General features: G+C 43.8%; 16 protein-coding genes and 1 pseudogene. 7 read left to right on the top strand and 10 right to left on the bottom strand.

Annotated elements, in window-relative coordinates:
* Positions 1 to 116 precede the first annotated feature (116 nt).
* The 3 genes from BMY78_RS12555 to BMY78_RS12565 all read right to left on the bottom strand — a co-directional run bounded on the left by BMY78_RS12555 (position 117) and on the right by BMY78_RS12565 (position 2,806).
* The gene (locus BMY78_RS12555; RefSeq protein WP_177185723.1) at positions 117 to 1,157 is read right to left on the bottom strand and encodes an NADH:flavin oxidoreductase; all 1,041 of its coding nucleotides are present in this window, start codon (positions 1,155 to 1,157) and stop codon (positions 117 to 119) included.
* A gap of 205 nt (positions 1,158 to 1,362) precedes the next feature.
* Positions 1,363 to 1,938 (bottom strand): TetR/AcrR family transcriptional regulator, encoded by a 576-nt coding sequence (locus BMY78_RS12560; protein WP_090898840.1) that lies wholly within the window; start codon positions 1,936 to 1,938, stop codon positions 1,363 to 1,365.
* Positions 1,939 to 2,176: 238 nt separating this feature from the next.
* On the bottom strand, positions 2,177 to 2,806 hold the full coding sequence (locus tag BMY78_RS12565) for a histidine phosphatase family protein (protein WP_090898843.1): 630 nt from the start codon (positions 2,804 to 2,806) through the stop codon (positions 2,177 to 2,179).
* A gap of 246 nt (positions 2,807 to 3,052) precedes the next feature.
* On the opposite strand from BMY78_RS12565, the gene BMY78_RS12570 reads away from it, so the two are divergent.
* Complete coding sequence (locus tag BMY78_RS12570; protein ID WP_090898846.1) at positions 3,053 to 4,609, top strand: glycine betaine uptake BCCT transporter; 1,557 nt, start codon at positions 3,053 to 3,055, stop codon at positions 4,607 to 4,609.
* Positions 4,610 to 4,745: 136 nt separating this feature from the next.
* Positions 4,746 to 4,955 (top strand): annotated as a pseudogene (locus tag BMY78_RS33270) (hypothetical protein); the annotation flags it as partial.
* Between the two features lie 293 nt (positions 4,956 to 5,248).
* On the opposite strand, the gene BMY78_RS12580 reads toward BMY78_RS33270, so the two are convergent.
* On the bottom strand, positions 5,249 to 5,812 hold the full coding sequence (locus BMY78_RS12580) for a TetR/AcrR family transcriptional regulator (protein ID WP_306459211.1): 564 nt from the start codon (positions 5,810 to 5,812) through the stop codon (positions 5,249 to 5,251).
* Positions 5,813 to 6,067: 255 nt separating this feature from the next.
* Here BMY78_RS12580 and gap point away from each other — a divergent pair, with 255 nt between their 5' ends.
* Positions 6,068 to 7,078, top strand: a complete 1,011-nt coding sequence (gene gap / locus BMY78_RS12585) for a type I glyceraldehyde-3-phosphate dehydrogenase (RefSeq protein WP_090898853.1) — start codon at positions 6,068 to 6,070, stop codon at positions 7,076 to 7,078.
* A 176-nt stretch (positions 7,079 to 7,254) separates the two neighbouring features.
* Positions 7,255 to 8,235 carry an NAD-dependent epimerase/dehydratase family protein gene (locus BMY78_RS12590; RefSeq protein WP_090898856.1) on the top strand — a complete coding sequence of 327 codons (981 nt, stop codon included), beginning with the start codon at positions 7,255 to 7,257 and terminating at the stop codon, positions 8,233 to 8,235.
* A 231-nt stretch (positions 8,236 to 8,466) separates the two neighbouring features.
* On the opposite strand, the gene BMY78_RS12595 is transcribed toward BMY78_RS12590, so the two are convergent.
* The 3 genes from BMY78_RS12595 to BMY78_RS12605 all read right to left on the bottom strand — a co-directional run bounded on the left by BMY78_RS12595 (position 8,467) and on the right by BMY78_RS12605 (position 11,466).
* A complete protein-coding gene (locus BMY78_RS12595) occupies positions 8,467 to 9,189 on the bottom strand; it encodes a class I SAM-dependent methyltransferase (protein WP_177185724.1) in 723 nt (240 codons plus the stop codon).
* Positions 9,190 to 9,537: 348 nt separating this feature from the next.
* Complete coding sequence (locus tag BMY78_RS12600) at positions 9,538 to 10,473, bottom strand: NADP-dependent oxidoreductase (protein WP_090898862.1); 936 nt, start codon at positions 10,471 to 10,473, stop codon at positions 9,538 to 9,540.
* Positions 10,474 to 10,716: 243 nt separating this feature from the next.
* A complete protein-coding gene (locus tag BMY78_RS12605; RefSeq protein WP_090898864.1) occupies positions 10,717 to 11,466 on the bottom strand; it encodes a pentapeptide repeat-containing protein in 750 nt (249 codons plus the stop codon).
* Positions 11,467 to 11,702: 236 nt separating this feature from the next.
* Here BMY78_RS12605 and BMY78_RS12610 point away from each other — a divergent pair, with 236 nt between their 5' ends.
* Positions 11,703 to 12,362 carry a TetR/AcrR family transcriptional regulator gene (locus BMY78_RS12610; protein ID WP_090898867.1) on the top strand — a complete coding sequence of 220 codons (660 nt, stop codon included), beginning with the start codon at positions 11,703 to 11,705 and terminating at the stop codon, positions 12,360 to 12,362.
* Between the two features lie 112 nt (positions 12,363 to 12,474).
* The gene (locus BMY78_RS12615; protein ID WP_090898870.1) at positions 12,475 to 13,620 is read left to right on the top strand and encodes an alpha/beta hydrolase; all 1,146 of its coding nucleotides are present in this window, start codon (positions 12,475 to 12,477) and stop codon (positions 13,618 to 13,620) included.
* Positions 13,621 to 13,747: 127 nt separating this feature from the next.
* On the opposite strand, the gene BMY78_RS12620 is transcribed toward BMY78_RS12615, so the two are convergent.
* From BMY78_RS12620 to BMY78_RS12630, 3 genes are all read right to left on the bottom strand, one after another.
* Complete coding sequence (locus BMY78_RS12620) at positions 13,748 to 14,311, bottom strand: GNAT family N-acetyltransferase (protein ID WP_090898873.1); 564 nt, start codon at positions 14,309 to 14,311, stop codon at positions 13,748 to 13,750.
* A gap of 449 nt (positions 14,312 to 14,760) precedes the next feature.
* Entirely contained in the window at positions 14,761 to 15,615 is an 855-nt protein-coding gene (locus tag BMY78_RS12625) for an NAD-dependent epimerase/dehydratase family protein (RefSeq protein ID WP_090898875.1), read from the bottom strand.
* Positions 15,616 to 15,683: 68 nt separating this feature from the next.
* Positions 15,684 to 16,952 carry an MFS transporter gene (locus tag BMY78_RS12630; protein WP_177185725.1) on the bottom strand — a complete coding sequence of 423 codons (1,269 nt, stop codon included), beginning with the start codon at positions 16,950 to 16,952 and terminating at the stop codon, positions 15,684 to 15,686.
* A 125-nt stretch (positions 16,953 to 17,077) separates the two neighbouring features.
* On the opposite strand from BMY78_RS12630, the gene BMY78_RS12635 reads away from it, so the two are divergent.
* On the top strand, positions 17,078 to 18,469 hold the full coding sequence (locus BMY78_RS12635) for a MocR-like pyridoxine biosynthesis transcription factor PdxR (RefSeq protein ID WP_090898879.1): 1,392 nt from the start codon (positions 17,078 to 17,080) through the stop codon (positions 18,467 to 18,469).
* Positions 18,470 to 18,548: the final 79 nt, after the last annotated feature.

The following is an 18,548-nucleotide window of genomic DNA, read 5'->3' on the forward strand; positions in this document are numbered from 1 at the left end:
CATTGTCTTGAAGGTGTTTTGATTTGTCTCACGTAATGAGGTCAGGCCAATCGCTACATTGGTCTGTTACTGCTTTTCTTTATAAAGACACGTATTCCTAATGAGTATAACTGCAATTAAGTAAGTACAGTCATCGCTTCTCTTGTAAATGGAACCAGATCATCGGTACGTCCATCTTGAATTTTCTTAGCCCATTCAGGGTCGACCAGAAGAGCACGTCCTACAGCAACCAGATCAAACTCATTATTCTGAAGTCGCTGTACCAATCCATCGATACCGACGTTACTTGCGCCTTTACCCTCTGTGAACAGACTTGTAAAGTCACCATCAAGACCAATCGATCCAACGGTGATTGTCGGTTTGCCAGTCAGTTTTTTGGTCCATCCAGCAAAATTCAGATCAGATCCTTCGAATTCCGGCTCCCAGAAACGGCGTGTGGAACAGTGGAAGATATCGACTCCAGCTTGAACCAACGGTGCGAGAAGCTGCTCCAGTAATTCCGGTGTTTCAGCCAATTTAGCCTGATAATCATCTGTTTTCCACTGAGATAAACGCAGTACAATCGGGAATTCCGGTCCCACTACTTCACGGCAAGCCTCGATCACTTCAACTGCAAAACGTGTGCGAGCCATCATATCTCCACCATAACGATCCGTACGAGAGTTGGTTTTCTCATACAGGAATTGGTCGATCAGATAGCCGTGTGCTCCATGGATTTCAACACCATCGAACCCAACACGTTTCGCTTCCGAGGCTGCTTTTGCGAATTCCTGAACGATTGTAGCAATCTCAGCTTCCGAATAATCATTAACATGACCTTTGGCTCCCATATGCCAGATCTGTGGAATAATTCGACCGCCAGCTTCGTGTACTTCAGATACAACATGTGCCCAGCCATTCATTGCAGCTTCCCCATAAAAGTGCGGTACATTGGCTTGATTGGATGCATCCGGGTGATTAATTATTGTCCCTTCCGTTACAATAAGCCCCACTGCGTTCTCTGCCCTGCGGCGGTAATAGCCCGCAACATTCGAACCCGGGATACCGTCCGGAGAAAACTGACGCGTCATCGGCGCCATTACGATTCGATTGGATAACTTCAGGTGACCTAACTCTATAGGTTGGAACAATGCTTCTACGGATTGAGAATAATTCATAATAACCTCCACATATTTCGTTTTATATAAATTGACCTAGGAGATGTTAAACAGCTACAAACCTGGTTAACAGCTAGACGTTACTTCCAAATGAATCAATACACGATTTTTATCGAAAAGCCCCACCTCCTTCAAGGTTTCGTGGTGTATTATTCCGCCTTCCATTATTTTTGACTTCGTAGTCAAGAATTTCACAAAAAAAAGATCAAGACATGATCATGCCAAATGAAGTACGCAGAACCGTCTCGATCTGTTCACGGGATGAACCTGATTTCTCCATAACTCTCACACCAAGAATGGTGTTATATAGATAAGATGCAAGCTCTATACTCGTAAACCGGTTGGAAATTAACTGCTGTTTCTGGCCACTGCTTATGATTTTCTCTAATATCAGTTGAATCTCTTCTGCCATGAGCTCAGCTTCGCGTGTGACCTGCTCGTCATCTGTTCCGAATTCGAGTGATGCATTCACAAGTAGACACCCTTGGCAGCCTTTTTCACCATCTAAAAGTGAATACCGTAAGGCATCCAGTTTATCACCGGGTGACGAATCCAGCGCTTCAATCTCCTTCAGTTTCGCTATGACCTGTTCACGGTAGAGTGCCAACGCCTTCAGGAACAACGATCGTTTGTCTTTAAAAACACAGTATAAACTTTGCTTTTTGACTCCTGTAGTACGCGTAAGGTCCTCATAAGAAGTTGCTTTGAAGCCTTGATTCCAGAACACTTCCATAGACTGGTGTAATACACGATCGACATCAAATTCTCTTGGTCTGCTCATGCAATTAATATATCAGTTATTGACCACGCAGTCAAAAATATTACTTCCTTTTTCAAAGAGGATGGTTTTATTTAACTTAACTCTACAAGAGTTAGCCCTTCTCTCCCTCACTAACTATTGTAGGCCCAAGCTCATTTAAATCATTTGATTTAGTTCTTGCCCTTCCATCAGGAAACGATAAAAAAAGCCGCCAAAATAGCGACTTGAATGAGAATATGTTCTTCTTGTCCCTCGACATCTAAGACATTCCAGCTTGCTGTAAAACATCTTCTAATTTCAATTTTCCAACAACTTGATACCCTTTATGGTCTCCCAGTGGTTTAATAATGACTGTCTCCATACTCGAGAGTTCTCCTAATCCCAGACCGCTAGGAAAAGAGTGAGCTACAATAAGCCTGTTCGAATTCGTTGAAGCGGTTTGCTCCACTTCATTTGTAAATGCTTGAATTGTGCTGTTTATATTTTCCGTGTCCAGATTTTGACTGAGTTTATATATGTTTAACCAAAATGTATTTTCTTTAACATTTTGTGCACCAAAAGCAATCTGAGCAGTTTGGAGAGTTCGACAAAGGGGGCTTGCTTTCACGGGGAAGTGGACAGGGATATTTAGTTTCCGAATAGCATGACCATACTTCTCTGCCTGTTCCTTTCCAACCGCACTTAAATTCCTCTGTGTAGAGCAATCTGTCAGACTAAAATCTGGTTGATCTACTCCCACTGTTGCATCTCCATGTCGGACATAAAGGATGTAACCACCTTTTTGTAGATCATTTATGAGAGAAGCTGTGGGAATTTCCGATGCTTCGACTGTATGATTTGCTCCAAAGAACAATAAAAGACTGATGACAAAAACGGATACACGGTACATGGCTCTTCCACCTTTTTCTCCCTACTCTCCCCCTTGTTATCATTTTTTATTCAACATTTCCTCTCCTTAAGGGAGATCGAAAATTGATAAATCCTTCCCTCTGAAAAAGAGGACTTTTACCACACCTGTTTCAATACACGGCGGTTTGTTTTATTTTATCAACAGCTGGCTTTCCGAATGATTACTAGCTGGACTAGCACATACTAAGGAAAATTTGGATGAAGATTACATAACGGAGGTCTCTTCATGGTATTTACCATCACAATTATCATCGTTGCACTGTTTGCAATATGGGGGGCCGTCGCCCCTGATCAGCTGGCGGATGTGGCTAACGTTGCCTACAACTTCTCTATTCACAATTTTGGCTGGTTTTATTTGTTAGCGACACTGTTCTTCCTGATCTTTGCTTTCTATCTGGCATTCAGCCGATTTGGCGGGATCAGGCTAGGGGATGACGATGATGAACCGGAATATTCTACGATTTCCTGGCTATCCATGCTGTTTAGCGCTGGTATGGGAATCGGACTGGTTTTCTGGGGAGTTGCCGAGCCCCTGTCCCACTATTTATCTGCACCGGAAGGAGCAGAAGCCGGAACTGCGCAGGCAGCAAGACTTTCCATGCGTTATTCCTTTTTCCACTGGGGGCTGCATCCTTGGGCGATCTATACCGTCATCGGTTTAGCGCTTGCTTACTTCCAGTTCCGGAAAGGATACAAAGGGCTGATCAGTTCCACCTTTATCCCTCTGATTGGTGAGCGTCTTGCCGCAGGCTGGCTTGGCAAGTTCATTGATATTCTGGCGGTTATCTCCACCATCTTTGGTGTTGCGACTTCGCTTGGATTGGGTGCACTTCAGATCGGTGGGGGGCTGAATCACTTATTCGGTATTCCTAACTCGGTTATGACCCAAGTTGTCATTATCTCAGTTGTAACCGTACTGTTTCTAATCTCGGCAACCTCCGGACTGGATAAAGGGATTAAGATTCTGAGCAACACCAACCTCGTTATAGCGGTGCTGTTGATGGTGTTTGTGTTGGTAACTGGACCAACTTCTTTTATATTTGACACCTTCACAACAACCCTGGGCAGTTATATGCAGAATATTATTAATATGAGTTTGAGATTGACGCCGTTCTCAAGAGAAACCTGGATTGGAACATGGACGTTATTTTACTGGGCATGGTGGATCGCTTGGGCTCCCTTTGTCGGTACTTTTATCGCAAGGGTATCCAAAGGAAGAACCATAAAGGAATTTGTAATTTACGTCATGGTTATTCCAAGCCTTTTCGGATTTGTCTGGTTCTCCGTCTTCGGCGGAACAGGACTTCACATGGAATTGTTCAATGCATCCCATCTGGCGGAAGCCGTCAAGGAAGATGCGACAACCGCTTTATTCCTTATGTTGGAGCAGTTGCCTTTAGGCACGATCGTAGCATTTATCGCTACTCTCCTGATTATGATCTTCTTTATTACGTCGGCTGATTCGGCTACCTTTGTGCTTGGCATGCTGACTACAGATGGCAAGATGAACCCGAGTACAAGAGTGAAATTAACTTGGGGAATCATGCAGTCCGCTATTGCGGTAGTGTTGCTGATCAGTGGTGGATTGAACGGCCTTCAGACGGCCTCCATAGTTGCTGCTCTGCCGTTCGCTGTTGTCCTTATCGGGATGTGTTTCTCCCTGCTCAAGGCACTGCAGTCCGAGGACAGAGAGCGACGTCAGAAGGAAAAACGGCAGCGCCAAAAGCTGAAACGACTGCTGGAGGAACATGAAAACTTGCAGCCTGAAGTTCCGGGCACGTAATGTATCTTGTTGATCTCGTTAGAAAGTGTCCCTGTCTTTTCTTCGAGAATTGTAGTACAAGCTTCTCCTTGTTCTATTACACGCAAGTACATAAAAAAAACCAAAGTTCCGATCGGAACTTTGGTTTTTTTTATGTAACATTTGGTGCACAGCGGACGATAATAAGTACGAAGCTAAGCGTATACCTAATGCTGTCTTGAAACCAATTCAATCGATCTGGGGCCATTTTGCCGGTCGTGGAATCAACAGTACCGATAATCAATTTATTGATGACAATCTAAAACATTTGTTGTCACTCGCACTAATGAATAGATCGTCAATTGCATCAGATGTCTGTCAGGCCTAGCAGATGCCCTGTTCTTTAGCCCGGTTATAACTCTTTTTTCTGCGATCGTACTTCCTTTAACGAATCCAGTGAACTCTGAAGACTGTAGCATGTTCTTGTCATCAATGGTACAATTTCTTAGCCTTAGCTCGGGACAAGAACTTGTACCGATAACATAAAAAAGCCGCTAAAATAGCGACTTCAATGGGAATATGTTTTTGTTCCTCGACATTACTGCAACAAAAAAGCATTCTTTCTTACAACTGCGTGAAAAATATAAAAAACCACCCGTTCGGGCTATTGCATAAGACAGATTAACCGATCTTTAAGCAGCATTGCTGCAAATAGGACGAGAAGATTTTTTTATTCATTAGCATGTGCTTGTTATCCCCATCCAACTTGCTGAGTAAAATCCCTCCCTCCAACAAGGAAAATGCAAATGATGCTAGCGCATCCACATCCAGATCCTCCCTGAACTCCCCAGCTTGAATGCCGTCACGAATAATACTTTTCATCATATCCAAGAAGTTATGCATCCCTTGCCTTGCCTGACCACAAAGCTCCAAATGCGTATCGTCACTTTCTACAGCTGTATTCTGCATGGGACATCCGCCGATAAATGGGGGATCGTGGACGACATTCTCATAAACACGAAAAAAAGCAACCAACTTTCCTGACGCAGACTGCTCTTGATCGACCGCTTCAGAAAATTTACTGGCGACCATACTGGCAGCATAATTGTAGGCTTCAAGCGCTATCTCGTCTTTACTGGCAAAATGTCGATAGATGCCCCCCTTCTTAATTCCTGTGTCGGCAATAATATCGTTTAGCGATGTACCCGCATATCCTCTCTGGTTAAAAATTTCAGCCGATTTCATAATGATATGTTCCCGTGTTCTGTCTCCTTTTTTCATGAGTTCCTCCGTATGAACCTTTTTTTATTTCATTTGTTTTAAATGAATTATTCAATTCGCCTTGCAATTCACTAATATCATGCTAATATAAAAATACCGATCGGTTTCTTTTTATATTATACAACAGGCCATTCTAGAATGAAATAGCGCTGGCCCATTTTTATATCATCACTAGCGTTCGCTTATTGGAATAAATAAAACTCATAGGGGGATTTTTCAATGACTGTAAAAGTAGGTATAAACGGTTTTGGACGAATCGGACGAATCGCTTTTCGCCGAATTCAAGATGTGGAAGGCGTCGAGGTGGTAGCGATTAACGACCTTACGAACGCTAAAATGTTAGCTCATCTGCTCAAATACGATACGACGCAAGGTACTTTTCAGGGTGACATCGAAGTAAATGACGGAGCCTTCAAAGTAAACGGCAAAGAGGTTAAGGTTTTGGCTAAGCGGAATCCTGAAGAACTTCCTTGGGGAGAGCTTGGCGTTGATATTGTTCTCGAATGTACAGGCTTCTTCACTACGAAAGAGAAGGCCGAGCTTCACCTGAAAGGCGGAGCGAAGAAAGTCGTCATTTCCGCCCCTGCTACAGGCGACATGAAAACGATCGTTTACAATGTAAACCATGACACACTGGACGGAACGGAAACCGTTATTTCCGGCGCTTCCTGCACAACCAACTGCCTGGCCCCTATGGCTAAAGCTCTGCACGACAAGTTTGGTATCCAATCCGGGCTGATGACGACCGTTCACGCCTACACGGGTAACCAAAACACGCTTGACGCTCCGGATCCAAAAGGCGATTTCCGAGCTGCGCGCGCCTCAGCGGAGAACATCGTGCCTTACTCCACCGGTGCCGCAAAAGCCATTGGTCTGGTTCTCCCGGAACTAAAGGGCAAACTGGATGGGGCATCTCAACGTGTACCTGTACCAACAGGTTCTGTTACTGAACTCGTTGCCGTTTTGAGTACAAAGGTAACAGTTGAGCAAGTTAACGCTGCTATGAAAGAAGCTTCCGATCCAGAAACGTTCGGCTACACGGAAGACGAAATTGTATCTTCCGATATCAAAGGCATCACATTCGGTTCGCTTTTCGACGCCACCCAGACGAAAGTTCTGACTGTCGGTGACCATCAATTGGTGAAAACCGCAGCTTGGTACGATAACGAAATGTCTTATACAGCCCAATTGGTTCGTACGCTGGAGCACTTCGCTAAGATCGCTAGATAAATAATCGTAAGATGGAGAGAAAGAAAATTCTATGAAGAATGCGCTCTACAGTACGATGATCGATTGTTCGGCATTAGTCTGGTTTTGACCGGAGGCGCGGCGGTTGAGCTATACCATCAATCCACGGCGCCGCCAGGCGGAATATCCTGAATTCCGAACCGAAAGGATGATTTACTTTGAAAATTCTCGTCACGGGAGGCACCGGCCTGCTCGGTGGCCGCCTGATCCCAAAGCTCGTGGAGGATGGTCACCAGATTTTCGCCTTCACACGCTCTGTATCAGCTCACGCCAAACTCAAGGCCATGGGTGCGACGCCGGTCGATGCCGATCTCGAAAGCAGCACGCCAATCGTTTTACCGATGATCGATGCAGTTGTGCATGCGGCTGCCCTTTTCCGCTTTTCAGGGCCTCGCGAACCCTTCTTCCGTACCAACGTCGATGGCACCGCAGCTTTGCTGAAGGCAGCTGAGTCCGCCCGTGCGAAGACATTCGTCTACATCAGTGCGGCAGGGATCCACATGGATAACGGCGGTACGATTATCCGCGACGCTGATGAAAGCGCGCCGACTTTCCCGAATCACTTCTCCGCCTATCTGGCGAGCAAGGCACGGGCAGATTCTTTGGTTCTGGCAGCCAATAAACCCGGCTTTCGCACGATCGCGCTTCGCCCACCGGCTATCTGGGGGCCTGGTGATCCGTTTAGCCGAGCGCTTCCCGAAGCAGTCAGATCTGGACAGTTCGCGTTCATCGACCGCGGTGATTACCCTTTTTCAACCTGCCATGTGGACAATGTGGTTGAAGCCATACAATGCGCTCTTGAACACGGAGAAGGCGGCCATGCCTACTTTATCAAGGATCAGGAAGGGCAGACTTTCCGTGAGTTTGTCGCCTCGCTTGCGAACTTGCAGGGCTTGTCCATCGATAAGATGCGTTCGCTGTCCTACTGGCTCGTCTCTGCCATTGGCCGGCTGTTCGACACGATCTGGGCCGTCACACGGAAAGACGGCGATCCGCCGATCTCACGCTCGATGATACGCATGATTGGGCGTGAGTTCACCGTCAACGATGCCGCTGCACGTCGAGAGTTGGGTTATGTCGGAAGAACTTTGCGCGACGCCGGCTTGCAAAGCTATGAGGAAACATCTGCTCGACGATAGGGCTTTGGAGGGCAAACGACGGCAATCGGTGGTAAGTTGTTTCCTGGGCTGGCTCTTTTGGCCAATTTGGTAAGCATGAGCACTACAGGATCATCAAAAGCCTATTAGCGTAATAAAGGAGCAGTCGCCGCCGGCGATACTGCTCCTTTATTTGTTCAACTTAAGTGCTCCGTTAGTTCAGTGATTTCTACATTAAGTATGAGATAATTGCTGCTTTAGACAGTTTTGGCTTTAGACAGTTTTGGACCCTATCCCATACTGAAAGTACTTAGGGGTGCAGTGGACATGCAATTCAATTCCCACACTAGCAGCAATTTGCTCGATCTCTTTATCGTCAAAGAAATTCTTCACTATAGTAGCATGATCACCATTATTAAGCTTCCGAACCATCGTTTGCCCAGATGTCCCCACTACATGGGACTCACGGGTTCCTGCTACTTCTCGATCATCGATAAAAAACATTTTCCCTCCGGGCTTCAAACAGCGTGATACCATGGTGAAGAAGCTTGCCAGTCTCTCTCTGGGTAAATGAGATATCCAAAAAGTAAAAGCAACTGAATCGTATAACTGATCCGGAGACCAACTGAAAAGATCTGCAATGATCGTTCTTACATTGGGTTCAGATGCCACCGGATTATGCGAAAGCATTTCTTCGGAACCGTCTACAAGGGTCAATATAAGGGCATCTTTTAAAAACAGACTACTCCAAGTGCCCGTCCCCGCCGCAAGTTCAAGAAAGTCACCATGAAAATGTTCAGCTTTAAAAGCTTCCTTAATCGTACGGATCTCATCGAACCAAATTTGGTTGGCTTCGTCGCCTTGATTAAATGTGCCTCGACGGTACCACCAGTCATCATACTCTGGAGCTCGTTCTTTATAATATTTCAACTGATCCTGAAGCTGCTCATCTGTCACACTTTCGTACGAAGCATCGTTGGTTTCCTTGCTGTTCATGCAAACATCATTCCCTTCTCCCATCAGGGCTTATGTCAAAGATTTTTCCTTTAACAAAAGTCCTAATAAAATTAAATTTTCACATACTTTCGTTGAATATCTCCTCTAATTTTATAATCATAAATACAACATTTATATGATTCATCAACTTTAAACTTGAAATTATTTATTCTAAATCATTATGTAATTCACATTCAATTTAGATGTTCTAACGTTGTTTCTTTAGGTAAAGTTTTGATTCTTGCTATACCGAAAAAAATTAAAAAAAGCCGCTAAATTAGCGACTTTCAATGGGATCATGTTCCTGTCCCACAACACTATTTTAATATTTATCGTTTTTTTCCTTTTTTAAAATGTAATGACAATTTTACCTACAGCGTGGTGAGTCTCACTCAAAGCATGTGCATCATAAATACCCTGTCTACTAAAAGGGAATGTTGCCCCTACAATCGACTTAATCTTTTTCTGTTCCATCAGATCTGCCATTCTCTGCAATTGATCACCATCTGGTTGTAGCCAAATCCCCTTTGCTGATACATTGTGAGACTTAGCCATATCATGATTCGGTTCACCAACAATGGTAATCAGTCTTCCGATATTTGGCTTAAGCACCTTATAGCTATTCTCAGCTACTTCTCCACCCATCGTGTCGAACACTAAATCGATATCTTTTAGAATCTCTTCAAAGTTTTCCTTTTTGTAATCAATGACTTGATCAGCACCTAATGAATAGAGAAGTTCATGATTTTTTTCACTTGCTGTTGTAATAACATGAGCGCCGGCATACTTTGCTAATTGAATGGCATAAATACCTACACCACCAGCGCCAGCGTGAATAAGTACAGTTTCGCCTTCTTCTAAATGGCCATGAGTAAACAATGCCTGCCATGCTGTTAAACCAGCTAAAGGTACAGCCGCAGCCTCCTCATATGAGATTGAATCGGGTAGTTTTGCCAGTAGGTGCTCATCAACTGCAGTATACTCAGCATACGTACCAAAACGAGTTGTTTCAGGACGACTGAATACTCGGTCCCCAACTTTCCACTTCGTAACGTTTAAACCAATTTCAGTTATGACTCCAGCTACATCCCAACCTAAGATAATAGGAAATTCCCAATCAAACATTTCTTTCAAGTAACCCTCTCTTAATTTCCAATCGATTGGATTAATGGATGTAGCCTCTAGTTTTACAACCACTTGATTGGCTTCTGCACTTGGTTTATTCACTTCCTGCTCAACTAACTCTTCTTTACTCCCATACTGATTAATCACAACTGCTTTCATTTTTATAACACTCCTTTAAGCTAATAGCCTGTTACGTGCAATTCCCAATTATTTATATATATCTTTCACTGAGCGTTCATGAATATTATCCTTACTTATTTTTTACGACTAGGATAAAATTATGCAAAAAAATAATCAAATTATTAAATATTTATCAAAATACCTTCGACTATTTATACCTAATCGTCAAGGGGAATATGTTCGTGTCCCTCAACATTTTTCCGCGGCCGAGTTGTTTACGCATTATTCCAGACTGCTGAAAAATCGCTCAACAAAAACATCCCCATATATTTTCTTCATATGCGCCGTGTTAAAAATATATTGTTCCATATGCTCAAGCTTGCGCAGATTGCGTACTAGTACTTTCCGATCATCGTCAGATAGATTAGGGTCATCGTCTATCTTCTTCAAAGCATTTTTTACACGTGAGGATACCTGTTCTACATACAAATGGTTTTTTGATTTTGGCGGAATACATTGCGTCAGGTCACAGCCCACAAAACGAACACCATCAAGGATGCAGTTTTCAAAATTGGCGATTAGCTTTTGTTGGCCATCTCCCTCAAACGTAATATCTACTAGCTTGCCGGTAAAGGAACAATTGACGATATTCGCCGCTTGTAAAATCCGGTCACTAAATCTACATTTATAAAAAGTACAGTCGATAAACGTAGCATTCTCCAATGTCATGCCTCTCATATCGCAGGCGGTGAATTCGCAATTGGTGAAAACAGCTTCGTTCCTGGCAATGCCAACAGAGCGCAAGTCGGAACGAATAAATGTACAATGATCAATCGTACTACTGGCAAAAAATCTCGCATTTGTAAGATCGCAGGTACTAAATACAAGATGATGCAGGTTACAGCTCCAAAATATAGGTGAACCAACATTCGAATTTGTTATGGTCGTTTCGCTTATCGTTTCGTGTTCATACCTGACAATATCGGTAAATATTTCGTTGTCTACTGTCATACCAGACTCCAGTCTTCTCATCCCTATCACCCTATCACCCGCTCGAAGTAATTGCGCTGCTGAATTGTAGCGGTACCTTAATAACCAACTTTCATATTTTCACTTTATACATATTGTAACAAATTTAAAATACCTCATGTTAATGAACATAGCAGTAGTTTCAATCACTAATATTCCTAATTTCGATACGACTTGACATGTGAATTGATTATCGATATAGTGTGAATCAGTTCACACTTTGAATAAAGGAGTATTCTATGCCCAAAAATTCTTTCTTTCGTTTAGATGAAGCAAGGCGCGGAGAAATCTCTAATAACGCTATGCATCTTTTTGTTGATAATGATTACGAAGACATTACGATGAAGATGGTTTTGGATCGATTGTCCATGCACCCCGGAACATTTTATCGGTATTTTGAAGACAAGGATGACCTTTATTGTCTCTTGGTACGTAATGTTACCGAGAAAAGAGCTGCGTATTTTAATAACAGTAATGAAGATTCACTTTACCGGTTTTTCCTGACTACCTTATTTGGTAACGTTAGTGACACTGTGACCGAGCCGCTGAATGAGTTGGAAATCAAACTCATTCAAACATTTTTAAACATTCCTGAAAACACTTTGCTTAAAGTATATCTGAATGTGCTGAAGGGCGAGTCATTCCCCTTAATCAAGGACATTTTACGCCGAATGAGGGTTGATGGATATCTAAGACCGGATATTGACGATGACCTGATTTCTTTTATGTTTGAGTCCATGCAGTTTAATTTAGTCATGTTTTTTAGGGAATTCGATATTAAGGATTCTACGCTGCAACATAAGCTTAGCAAGTACTTTGCTGACTTTATGAGTCATGGGCTGCTTGAAGATCATACATATTCTGAAATGGTTAGTGATCTCAAGAAAACCAAGGAGTAGACAGGATTCACTGAAGATCGGATGTAATCGGTTCGCAGTTTTGAAAAACGCTCATAGCGCAATCTACGTACTTCACATTTTCCACTTTTATTAATGAAAGGGGAACAAGAATATGAGAACTTATGACGCATTTCCAGAACCAATTGGCGAGTATACTGTCGGTCGAACCCAGATGGATTTGGAGTACACCGCATCAGATCGCTCCAAAAGAGAACTGACAGCGTTTGTGTACTATCCGTCCGATAGTAACGAAGGTAAGACGACATCAACGTACATGTTTCCTGAAGTCTACGAAATGTTGAAGGAGCAGTCACTTGTCACTGCATATCTTAAAGGGGAGGATTTTTTCTCTATAGATATCAAGACTCAGTGCTACGACGACCTTGCTCTCTCCGGGAAGGAAAAGCGCTATCCGGTGTTATTCTATGTTTGCGGCGGGGGCGTTTCTCCAGAATGGGGTACAGTGATCTGTACAGACTTGGCAAGCATCGGATATATTGTGGTAAGCATCGGCCATCAGAATAGCACAATGTATAAGCGTAAAGATGGGCGCCTGTTTAATGTATCAACGGGTTTTTCGAATGCCATTACAGCGCTTTCTGAAGATCCGGAGATGCTGGCGTTGGCTGGTAAGATGGAGATGCGGCCTGACGAGGAAACTGCCATAGAGATGTGCCGTAAAGTGCTTGCACTGCCGATCCTTGCCAAGTTAACAGAGTATAGCGAATTACAGGCAGAAGATGTAAGGTATGTTGCCGATTGTCTTTACAAACTGGACTCTGGAGAGCTGAATTCCATCTTTAAGGGCAGATTGTTGCTTGACATCGGCATAGGCATAATCGGACATTCTTATGGAGGGCTAACGACGGCGATGGTTTGCCGGGACGACGACCGGTTCGCCTGCGGGATTGGCTTGGATAGCGGTGCGTTCGGCCTTCAGGACAGCGACCTTAAGAAACCCTTCTTGTTACTGTTTTGTGAACCTAACTATAATATGAATGCGATAATTGGCGCTAACAATAGCATGGCAACCTATTATTTCTCTGTTGATCGTGTTGCGCATCTAGATTACTGCGACATCCTGTTTACCTATGCTAATGAGGGACTCAGAGGCGAACGGGATGCTGTGGAGATGCGAAATCTGGTTACAGACTATTCAAAGAACTTTTTTGATCATTACTTACTGCAGAAGGAAGCAAGTGTGGAAAGTCTGGCATACGATGGCGTGGACTTGATCAAGAAGACCAGCAACAAGTGACATAACTAAGCGGTTGCTTATAGACGCATTTCAAAGAGTTAGTCGTACAAACACAAAGCCGATAAACCTATTACGCGTTTATCGGCTTTCTCATATTTCAGGTATCGTTGACATAATAAATGTTGGTCTAACTCTTCCGGTAAGCAACCTTATGAAAAGCATTAATATAATGAAATAGTGCTTCACCATCATCAGGTACATGTGTGCTTCCATCCAGGGGCAGCATCATGGCCTGATACGACTCTGGAACCATTCTATATTGATGAACATAGGAGGTTAGAATGAACCCGTTGCGCTGCCAGAACTGAATACGTTCCTGATGAGCCTCGGTTTTCCCGGACTCCGCCTCGATGATCATACCGTTGATCTCGTGTTCTCTTAACCCCCAGGCTCTGAGTTGCTCCAGCATCCAAGACCCGATGCCCGACCCGCGCAGCTTCTGTTCAACCGCGAGGTAATCGATGATCAGGATGCGGTTCGCTGCCTTCCCCTCCAGTCCAGTAACAGCCATCGCAACGACTTCTCCTTGATGCATGCCCGTGTGTAAGTAACCAATCCCCCTGTTCAGCATATTGCGCAAAATCCCTTTTGTCTTCGCCCCGCTTGGAAAAGCCTCATGATAAATCCGCTCCATCCGCGCCCATAATGCTTCATCCCACTCCACTATAGTTGTAAACTCTAATTCCAGCATTACATTCCCCTCCAGTTTTTTATCAGCGCTTAAATTCTGTATCTCAAGTAAAGGAAGTAACCAAGATAACATTTTAAAAAGATCCATACCTCAGATATCTGTTATGTACAAAGCGGATGAACACGTGAAGAAACGATGATTTCAGTATTTCATTATTTTGTTGGGTAGTCCACCTTTGATTGTATTATACTAAAGCTGATTGCTATTGGGTTCATCGTCATACTTTTTTAGTTGGTCACTGACCAAGCCATCAACTAAAAAAATGCAGGATAGTTCAGACTTATTCGAATTTCAGGTTACTGAGTTATGAAATATAAAACAAAGAAAGCAGTTGATCACCTGGTCAGCTGCTTTCTTTGTTGATACACGGGTTATTTCATTGCAAAGATTGTTTAGATTGTTAGAAAGTTGATGTTTCCGATATAGGGCCATAACTAATCATGTGGAGGTTATCGTAAAGACTTGGAAAAGCCTGTTCTCCATGTGGTATATTGAGGAATCCACCCGCATTCGTTCTTGGCTTTGCGGTTCGAGGCCCCTCTCTCCCACGGGCTTGCTCCCGATTGAATATCTGGTGCTGGTGCACCCAAGGCTTGAGCGTATACAGGGAGCCAGTCTGTCCCTTTAGCTGGTTCATCATCCACAATGTTATACGTACCCGTTGGCCAATCCAGCGCCAGCAAAGCAGCATTCGCAGCATCTTCGACATGAACAAAAGAAGATACCCCATCCGTTGCCTTTACTTCTTTGTTACTGATCTTCTCTGCTATATCCCCATTTTTAGCATACCAAGTTGCAGGTCCATACAGAGTGCCATATCGCAAAATGACATACGCAGGCATTTCTTTTACGGCTTCCTCCAGAGCCAATACTCCGTGAATTGTAGTATGTCTAGGCATAGGAGCATCCATGTCCAATGCTGTTTCTTCCGTCGCAGGAGTCGTGCCAGGTTCATATGCCCAAGAAATACTCTGTGCGATGATTTTTTGTACCTTCGCCTGTTTTGCTGCATCGACCAAATTTCGTGTTCCTTCAATTCGTATGCGCGCATTTTCTGCCGAACTGCCTTGACTTAATGAGGTTAATTGATGAATAACAACATCAGGTTTAACTTCATTTAGAATTTCCACCATTTGTCCTCGATCAAACACATCTGCAAGAATGGCTTTGGCTCCTAACTGTTCAATGGCCTCTCTTTGCTCTTCTTTCCGCGTCATGCCAATAACTTCGTGACCAGCCTGTATTAATTGCGGCAGCAGCAGTCTGCCAATAACACCACTTGCACCAGCAACGAAAATCTTCATAAATATAGACCTCCAAGTTCATTTTTTATGTTCTAATATTGAGACATTTCTCGATCTTTTTGAGCACATCAACGAATCTTATTTTTTGAATTTTTTCTAGATACCATAGATAAGGATATAATCCCCATAGCTATAGAAATGAATACCATTGCCAATATTCCTGCATTAAAATGACCCATACGGTCATGTAGATAGCCCGTTAACAAAGGGCCGGCCGCTCCAATCAGAAATCCTATACACTGAATCATGGCTGCCCAAGAGGCCGCCTCTTCAGGGGAGGAGGTCATTTCAACCGGAAGCAAATTAAGCAGTGCAAACAGCATACCTGATCCCAAACCACAGATTACCACAGCAAACCATAGATAAGTTGAACAGAAGATAAGCAACAGACCAGCGGCTTGCATCAGGGAGGATACGATGAGCCAGCTCCGTCTTGAAGCGTGCATTTTGAGAAGCTGCTGTACAACAGCACCACTTGGAATTTGTATCAAAGCGAACAAGGTCACCATAATTCCAGCGTGAAGCATGGATGCACCTGCCGCAATGAGCATTAAGGGAAGCCAGGCTAGAAGAGAATAAAATACGAGAGATAACAACCCGAATTGTACAGCTAGAATCCATGCTTTTCCCTTATGCCAAGGTATTTCCAATGATTTTCCAAGTAAAATCGCCGAATTAGCTTTAGAACTCAAAGGCTGTCGTTTCAGCACATTGAACCATAGTGGCAAAGCCAGAATCACAGGTATCAGCCAGAATGACAGTGACATTTGCCAAGAATGAAGCCTCCAATGCAAGGGTGAAGTAAGGCTTGAACCAAGTGCTGCTCCCAATGCTAAAGCCATGGAGTAGATTGCAATCATGGAGGGTGCACTGTCAGCCATATGCTTTTTAATAAAACCGGATAACAAAGGTCCCATCATCGCAATACCAATACCCGATAACAATGTAGTCAAAAATAACAATGAAGCGGAATGGATAAACAGGCGTAATAGCGTGCTCCCTCCGATCAGCATCAAGGACCAGGTGATGACTCGCTCAATACCGAGCCTTTCACTTAATTTTACAGAGAACGGAGCGAGTATTCCCATACATAACACCGGAATAGAAACGAGCAAGCTGGATACAGCACCACTTAGGCCAAGATCATGTTGAATGCTTCCCAAGACAGGTGCAATGGATGCAACGACGGGTCTCAAATTGAGCGATGCCATAAAAAGTGCCGCAACGCACAGCCAACGATTCAATACGTAGTCTTTGTGGATTGGTACGGGAGATACCGTCTCAGGCGCTATACTCATCGTGGGTGCTCCAAGGCAGTTGGTTCTACGGTTTCTCATGAGATTAACTTCTTTCTGTTGGATTTGGAATTGGCATGATTTATGATAGCATGATATATTGGTTATCATTAGAGCCATTTTAGACATGTTTTAACCATACCAATTCATTAAAAAGGAGATCCCTCATGCAACCCGGACGAAACGAAACGAAAACCAGACAGGTATACTCGTTTATTAGAGACCGAATTATGCAAGGCAGTTACAAGGCAGGAACTCCCCTTCCCTCCACTCGGGAGCTTGCCAAAGAACTTGGGGTCTCACGCGCCCTTATTGTCGAGGTATACGAGCAGTTAACAGCTGAAGGATTTCTGGAAGGCAAACAAGGTTCGGGAACCTTTGTAAGAGATATAGGGACAAGCAGACCACTACATATACAGCCTGAAGAACTTGTTGCAAGGAATGAGAATGTCTCCCCTGCAGCTGAGAATCGCTTACCATCTATCGATTTTCGTCCCAGCTTTCCTGCTCTTGAGCATGTTCCTTTCCAGAAATGGAAAAGAGCTGCAATGGATGTGTATCATGATCTTCCCCCTTCTATGCTGGGGTACCAGGAGGATATGGCTGGCGACATTGAGCTTCGACAAGCCATTTGTGAGCATCTTCTCCATATCAAAGGCCTTCACTGTCTACCTTCGCAAATTATCGTCACGGCTGGCGCAACCCAGGCGTTTTCGATACTCAGCAAGCTTTTATTAAGGCCTGGTGAAACGGTTGCAATAGAGGACCCCACGGCAACATTTATTTATAACCTTTTCGCTGAAACGAACTCCCGAATTATACCTGTGCCCGTCGATGACAATGGTCTGTGTGTAGAGCAGCTGCCAACCGATGTGAAGCCCAGATGTATCTTTGTGACACCTTCTCATCAATTTCCGTTCGGGAGTATTCTGTCGATCAGCAGGCGCCTCCAATTACTTGACTATGCTCGAAGCTCAGGAGCTTACATTATAGAGGATGATTATGATAGTGAGTTTCGTTATGGCGGGATGCCTGTTCATGCCTTGCGTGAGCTTGATGCAGAGCGGGTAATCTACGTAGGGACGTTTAGTAAAAATATGTTTCCTGCACTAAGGCTTGGTTATATTGTAGCTCCGCAAGAGCTGGTAGACCCGATCGTGCAGCTAAAACGTACGAATGATATGCAATGTCCTGCCTTATCGCAATTAACTTTAGCCCGCTTTATGAACGAAGGGCATCTGAAACGTCATATTTTGCGGATGAAACGAATCTATAATAAACGAAGAACTCACCTGATTACGGCGTTAACGGAGACGTTTGGAGAAAAGGTACAAATATCGGGTGATGCTGCGGGGTTGCATCTTATTGCAACTTGGCCAGGCCGAAACGCTGATCTTCTGACTGCAATGGAGCTTGAGGAGCATCGTATCAAAATCTACCCTGCCGAGCGATATACCATTCGCAAAGATCAGTACAACGAGAGTCTTATCATGGGGTTTGGCAATGTAAACGAGGCACAGATTACCGAAGGGGTTCAAACTCTTGCGCAATTTATATAAGACAGTAAGCCGTTATGATCAGCTAACCTGACTGTCTAAAAAATGCAAGTAAAAAGGAAGGGCCTCTGCCCTTCCTTTA

This window comes from Paenibacillus sp. OK076 (assembly GCF_900110055.1).
Taxonomy (GTDB): Bacteria; Bacillota; Bacilli; order Paenibacillales; family Paenibacillaceae; genus Paenibacillus.

Bases quoted from the DNA above. Each gene is read 5' to 3' on its own strand.
- BMY78_RS12625 (WP_090898875.1), bottom strand. From the start codon at position 15,615: ATGAAGATTTTCGTTGCTGGTGCAAGTGGTGTTATTGGCAGACTGCTG.
- BMY78_RS12620 (WP_090898873.1), bottom strand. From the start codon at position 14,311: ATGCTGGAATTAGAGTTTACAACTATAGTGGAGTGGGATGAAGCATTA.
- BMY78_RS12555 (WP_177185723.1), bottom strand. From the start codon at position 1,157: ATGAATTATTCTCAATCCGTAGAAGCATTGTTCCAACCTATAGAGTTA.
- BMY78_RS12580 (WP_306459211.1), bottom strand. From the start codon at position 5,812: ATGAAATCGGCTGAAATTTTTAACCAGAGAGGATATGCGGGTACATCG.
- BMY78_RS12605 (WP_090898864.1), bottom strand. From the start codon at position 11,466: ATGAGAAGACTGGAGTCTGGTATGACAGTAGACAACGAAATATTTACC.
- BMY78_RS12595 (WP_177185724.1), bottom strand. From the start codon at position 9,189: ATGAACAGCAAGGAAACCAACGATGCTTCGTACGAAAGTGTGACAGAT.
- BMY78_RS12615 (WP_090898870.1), top strand. From the start codon at position 12,475: ATGAGAACTTATGACGCATTTCCAGAACCAATTGGCGAGTATACTGTC.
- BMY78_RS12610 (WP_090898867.1), top strand. From the start codon at position 11,703: ATGCCCAAAAATTCTTTCTTTCGTTTAGATGAAGCAAGGCGCGGAGAA.
- gap (WP_090898853.1), top strand. From the start codon at position 6,068: ATGACTGTAAAAGTAGGTATAAACGGTTTTGGACGAATCGGACGAATC.
- BMY78_RS12560 (WP_090898840.1), bottom strand. From the start codon at position 1,938: ATGAGCAGACCAAGAGAATTTGATGTCGATCGTGTATTACACCAGTCT.
- BMY78_RS12635 (WP_090898879.1), top strand. From the start codon at position 17,078: ATGCAACCCGGACGAAACGAAACGAAAACCAGACAGGTATACTCGTTT.
- BMY78_RS12565 (WP_090898843.1), bottom strand. From the start codon at position 2,806: ATGTACCGTGTATCCGTTTTTGTCATCAGTCTTTTATTGTTCTTTGGA.
- BMY78_RS12600 (WP_090898862.1), bottom strand. From the start codon at position 10,473: ATGAAAGCAGTTGTGATTAATCAGTATGGGAGTAAAGAAGAGTTAGTT.
- BMY78_RS12570 (WP_090898846.1), top strand. From the start codon at position 3,053: ATGGTATTTACCATCACAATTATCATCGTTGCACTGTTTGCAATATGG.
- BMY78_RS12630 (WP_177185725.1), bottom strand. From the start codon at position 16,952: ATGAGAAACCGTAGAACCAACTGCCTTGGAGCACCCACGATGAGTATA.